This window comes from Prevotella sp. MGM2 (assembly GCF_002933955.1).
Taxonomy (GTDB): Bacteria; Bacteroidota; Bacteroidia; order Bacteroidales; family Bacteroidaceae; genus Alloprevotella.
The window spans coordinates 1-5,827 of sequence record NZ_BEWW01000068.1; the positions used below are offsets into that span (position 1 = coordinate 1).

The 5,827-nt window shown below is 52.2% G+C and carries 2 protein-coding genes; both read left to right on the plus strand.

Going from position 1 to position 5,827, the window contains the following annotated elements; genetic code table 11:
• On the plus strand, positions 1-1,610 hold a 1,610-nt coding region (gene priA, locus C5S62_RS01585; protein WP_104403778.1), incomplete at its 5' end, for a primosomal protein N'.
• 270 nt (positions 1,611-1,880) lie between these two features.
• On the plus strand, positions 1,881-5,827 hold a 3,947-nt coding region (locus C5S62_RS01590), incomplete at its 3' end, for a glycoside hydrolase family 2 TIM barrel-domain containing protein (RefSeq protein ID WP_104403779.1).

Sequence of the window (5,827 nt, forward strand, 5' to 3'; positions counted from 1 at the left end):
GGGCGCAGCAGGAGGCTTGTGACGAACTACGGCGGTTATGGCAGAACAAAGACGTGTGCCTGCTCCACGGTGTCACATCAAGCGGTAAAACCGAAATATACATCCGGCTTATAGAGGAAACTATCGCCCGAGGGTTGCAGGTGCTCTATCTCGTACCGGAAATTGCCCTCACCACGCAGATAACCGACCGCCTCGGACGTGTGTTCGGCGAGCACATGGGAGTTTACCATTCCAAGTTTCCCGATGCCTGGCGGGCCGAACTGTGGCAACGGCAACTCACCGACCGTGCCTTCCCGCTCATACTCGGCGTGCGTTCGTCACTGTTTCTGCCTTTCCGCCGCTTGGGACTGGTCATAGTGGACGAGGAACACGAAACAAGCTATAAGCAGCAAGACCCCGCCCCCCGCTATAACGCCCGTGATACCGCTATGGTACTGGCACGGGAATACGGGGCAAAGGTTCTTTTGGGAACAGCCACGCCTTCGGTAGAGACTTACTATAACGCCACCGTTGCGGGAAAGTACGGTATCGTATCGCTGACCGCCCGTTACGGTGACGTGCAACTACCCGAAATTGTAGTGGAGGATGTAAAGGAACTGCGCCGCAAAAAACTGATGAAGACTCCCCTTTCACCTCGGCTCATCGAAGAAGTGAGACAGGCATTGGCCGATGGTGAACAGACCATTCTGTTCCAGAACCGCCGCGGATATGCTCCGGTGCTGGAATGCCGCACGTGCGGATGGACACCGCGTTGCACAGCCTGCGATGTGTCGCTGACGTTTCACCAGCACAGCGGCAAACTGGTGTGTCACTATTGCGGCGCACATTACGATGTGCCGCGTCAATGCCCCAACTGCGAAGATACTGATCTGCGCGACATCGGTTACGGTACGGAGAAAATAGAAGCGGAAGTGAAAACGCTTTTCCCTCAAGCCAGAGTGACAAGAATGGATTTGGACACAACGCGCTCGCGAGCGGCTTACGAGCGCATTATCAACGACTTTGAGAGGGGTGACACCGATTTGCTTATCGGCACACAGATGGTAACCAAAGGACTTGATTTCGACCGTGTACGCGTGGTGGGCATCCTGAGCGCCGACCAAATGCTGTCGCAACCGAACTTCCGTGCCTACGAACGTGCTTACCACATGATGGCACAGGTTGCCGGGCGGGCAGGTCGCCGAGGCCGCCGAGGCATCGTGGTGTTGCAGACACGGCAGCCCGACCTATCTGTCATACATCAGGTGACGGAAAACAACTATGCCGCCCTCTTCGGGCAGCAACTGGTAGAGCGCGAAATGTTTCGCTATCCGCCTTTCCGCCGCATAACAGACATTTATCTCCGCCACCGCAACGAGCAAGTGTGCGCTCAGGCCGCCGATTATCTGGCCGCTCTATTGCGCCCGCATTTCGGTGAGGACCTGCTGGGTCCCGACAAGCCGGCCGTGGGACGTGTGCAGATGCTCCACATCCGCAAACTTCTGCTCAAACTCCGTCCCGAATTACCCGTAAGCGGCGTGAGACGCACGCTGGCGACGGCCCGCGACCTTTTGCTGGCCCAACCGGAATATAAAGGCGTCAGACTTCATTTCGATGTCGACCCGCTCTAGGCTGCAATTGCCCAACGACATTAAAACAAACAGGACTGGCATTTTAATACAAATTACGGCAGAAAGCAAATTGTACTAAAAAGAGAACATTACTATTCATCCGCCTATCGGACATTTGATAAGGTTATTCCTTCCAAACTATATTTTTCCGCTGTTTTGACGGGTATTTCCTAAAAATATGTAACTTTGCGAAGTTAAGTGTTTTGTCTTCATGAAAACATTAAACGACGTGATAAACAGGAACTAATCACTTTATCAATATCCTTTTATATGAAACCTATTTACAATGACAACAGAGGTAAGAAAATCTTTATAGGCCTCCTGCTATGCTGCCTCTCACTGGCTGCCTATGCCGACATCGGAGTGCGGCCGGGAGTCATTTATCACATCACACAAGCCTCCAACGGACTGGCTGTGACCAACGGCAACAACGGTAACAACAACGCAGCCATCACCCTTGCATCCCCCGACAACACTTCGCCAGGACAAGAATGGACACTGATTCCCGTAGAGGATGAGGAGGCTACGTTCGTACTTTGCAACCCCAACTACAACAAAGCTATGGACATGGCCGAGAACAGCAGTACCCCTTGGACGTTACTGCAATGGAACGTTGATCCAAACAACAATAACCAGAAGTTTCTGATACAGGCCGTTGAAGGAAAGGAATCTACTTACCAGCTTCTCTATGCCGCCGACGGAACGAGGACCATGACTGCGCAGGCGGCTGGCAGTCTGAAAATGGAAACCGATCTCAACGCCACTACTACTCATTTCAAATTTGAAGAAACTGACAAAGCCGTCTCTATACCTTTGGCCAATCTGCATTACGTCATCACCCAAGCCAACACAGGCAAGGTATTATCGAACCGGAAAAGTTATGACAATGACAGTTACATTTACGCCGATAGTTACGAACCTGACAATTACGGACAAGTGTGGCAACTGCTGAGCGGCAACACCGGCGGTACGTTTGTACTTTTCAACACCACTTACAACAAGGCTCTCGATGCCGGGTTACAAAGCGTTTACCGCCCTCTGCAATGGTCGGCCAGCACTTCTTCGGACAATCAAAAAGCTACGTTTGTACCCGTTGAAGGCAAAGAGGCCACATACCAGATCCGCTACAGCCGGAACAACAAGAATTACTTCATCTCCGCCACTGCCGACGGCAATACAAAGATGACAGAGGACGCCGCTGATGCCAGTACCCACTTCACACTCAACGCCGTATCCGCTCCCCCAGAGCAGCCCAGAGCTGACTGGGAAAACGAAAAATTCTTTGAAGAAAACAAAGAACCGGGACACGCCACCTATATGCCCTATGCCAACACTGCGGAAATGATGGCCGACCCTCGCTACAACAGTCCCTGGCTCAATCCAAAAAGTTCTGAGGTACTCACATTGAACGGACTGTGGAAACTCAACTACGTATCATCGCCAGAAGCCCGCCCCGGAGAAGCAGACCTCTGGGCAGACAATGCCGATGTCTCAGCCTGGGACACCATAACCGTACCCTCCTGCCTCGAAATGAAAGGCTACGGTATTCCTTTATATATAAATGTGAACTATCCCTTTGCCGACAATCCTCCATATGTACAGATGAAAAACGGTCTGACCAACTCCGTAGGATCTTACCGGCGCACTTTCTCACTCCCTGAGAGATGGGACAATAAACGCATATTCCTCCACTTTGACGGTATATACAGTGCAGCCTACGTCTGGGTGAACGGCCATTATGCAGGCTATACGCAAGGTTCCACCAACGATGCCGAATTTGACGTAACAGCCTATGTGCGCCAAGGAGAGAACAATGTCAGCGTACAAGTATTCCGCTGGTGTGACGGTTCCTACCTTGAAGGTCAGGACATGTTCCACATGAGTGGCATTTACCGCGACGTATACCTCTTTGCCACCCCAAAAACATTTGTCCGCGACCATTACATCACCAGCACACTCGATGCTGCCAACGGTTACAAGAGCGGATCTATGAAAGTGGAACTCACTGCCGATAACCGCGAAGGAACAGCGGAAGAAAAAACCGTAACAGTAAGCCTGCTATCGCCCCAAGGCGAAACCATAGCCCGGCAGGAAACGACATTTGCCTTTACTGAAGGTGAAAAGGAACAAATCAGAAGCGTTACCTTCGATGGGCTAAACGGCCTGCAACTATGGTCGGCCGAGACTCCAACACTCTACACTGTCACTGTTTCGCAAAAGAATGCCGACGGCAGCGAAGAACAGGCATTTTCGACCAAATACGGTTTCCGTCACATCGAAATAAAGGACGGGCTGGTCTATATCAACAACAAACGCATCTTCTTCAAAGGTGTCAACACGCAAGACACCCACCCATTGCACGGCCGCAGCATTGATGTGCCTACCATGTTGAAAGACATCATCATGATGAAACAGGCCAACATGAACACCATACGCACCAGTCACTACCCGCGTCAGGCCAAGATGAACGCCATGTTCGACTATTACGGACTTTACGTCATGGACGAGGCCGATGTGGAGTGCCACTTCAACTGGCAGAACAGCGGAGGCGGAGGCATAACTTTCAAGAATTCCTGGAAACCGCAGTTCATCGACCGCACTGTCCGCATGGTCTATCGCGACCGTAACTTCCCCTCTGTCATTTTCTGGAGTCTAGGCAATGAAAGCAATTCAGGCTCAAACTTCGATGCCACCTATGCCGCCACACGCGCGCTCGACCCACGGCCCATCCATTACGAAGGAGCTACGCGCGCCAATGACGACCCGACGGACATTTGGAGCAAGATGTATCCCGGACTGGACGATGTTCAAAACAACGCCAATAACAACTGGCGCCACCAGCCTTATTTCATGTGCGAATACGCTCATGCCATGGGCAACGCCGTCGGCAATCTGCAGGAATACTGGGACATCATCGAAAGCAGCCGTTATGGCATTGGCGGCTGCATTTGGGACTGGGTGGACCAGGCTATTTATGATGCGGCAGATATTAAAGCCGGCCGCTTCACCCTTAACGGTCAGAACAAATTCAAAACGGGCTATGACTATCCGGGGCCGCATCAGGGCAACTTCGTCTGCAACGGTCTTGTTACGGCTGATCGAGCATGGTCGGCCAAGCTTACCGAAGTGAAAAAGGTATATCAGAATATCAAGTTCACTTCATTCTCGCCCGCTTCCAAACGACTCATTTTCTCCAACGCCTACAATTTCATTACCCTCGACGGCTTCTACCTGAAATATTCCGTATTGGAAAACGGCGTCTCCGTAGAGAGCGGACGCGTGGACATGCCTGCCACTTTACCCGGCTTGTCCGGACAGGTGGACATCCCCTACTTCACCGAACTGAAGAACGGTGTGGAAACCCTGCTGAACATCGAAATCTGCCGGAAGGAAGCCACCGCCTTTGCCGATGCCGGCTATCCCGTTGCCTCACAGCAATACACACTCAAGAACCGGCCGGCACAGTTGCCAGCGGTAACGCCCGACGAACGCGATCCGCTCGACATGAAACAGACGGCTACGACTACAACCATCAGCAACAGCAAAATGTCTCTCACCTTTACGGCCAAAGGAGAAATATTCTCCTGGAAGGTTAAAGACACCGAACTCATACGCAACGGAGGCACGCCTGAATACTACAACTACCGCTGGATTGAGAACGAGGCGCCTTACAACAGCGACCCGTCTTATGACAACACAAATGGCGTTGGCAACAAAACCGCGACATTCGAACGGGCTGACAACGGCAATACCGTCACAGTAACCGTTGACGCCGCCGGAACAAAATGCCCTTACCGCTTTATCTACACAGTACACGCCTCTGGCGCCGTAGACCTCAAGGCGTCTTTCTCGCCTGTAGCCGGACAGCAGGAGTTGCGCCGCATCGGTCTGGCCATGCAGTTCCCAGGTAATTTCGACAATGTGGAATATTACGCCCGCGGCCCGTGGGAAAACTACATTGACCGCAAGACCGGTTCCATGTTGGGCCGTTACACCACAACAGTAGGCGACATGTTCGAACCTTACCTGCGCCCACAATCAATGGGTAACCGCGAGGACCTGCGCGAACTCACACTCTCCGATCCCACCACCGGCTACGGCCTCAAGGTTGAGACCGAGGGACAGGTAAACTTTTCTGTGCTCAACTTTGACGACGTGACGCTCAAAAGCAAAATGCACGGCTGGGAACTGACATTGCCTAACGGCTACTCCAAGAA